This window comes from Mediterraneibacter sp. 210702-DFI.5.30 (assembly GCF_020560115.1).
Lineage (GTDB): Bacteria > Bacillota > Clostridia > Lachnospirales > Lachnospiraceae > Mediterraneibacter > Mediterraneibacter faecis.
On record NZ_JAJCME010000128.1, the window covers coordinates 1 to 251 of the forward strand.

Genomic DNA, 251 nt, shown 5'->3' on the forward strand with positions numbered 1-251 from the left:
GAGCAGTTCATCGATGTTCTTGCCAAACTTAGCTGAGATGTTGACGAAGATCGTGTCGCCACCCCAGTCTTCAGGAATCAGCTCGTATTGAGCCAATTCTTCGATCACGCGGTTTGGATTGGCACCTGGCTTGTCGACCTTGTTAACGGCAACGATGATTGGCGTGTGGGCAGCCTTGGCGTGGTTGATGGCTTCAACCGTCTGTGGCATAACCCCGTCATCGGCAGCAACGACCAAGACCGTAATATCGG

At 53.0% G+C, this 251-nt stretch carries 1 protein-coding gene; it reads right to left on the reverse strand.

All coding sequences use genetic code 11. The features are described 5' to 3' along the window. Positions 1–251 (reverse strand): GTP-binding protein (locus tag LI126_RS14955; RefSeq protein WP_227165710.1); only part of this gene is annotated, 251 nt, incomplete at both ends.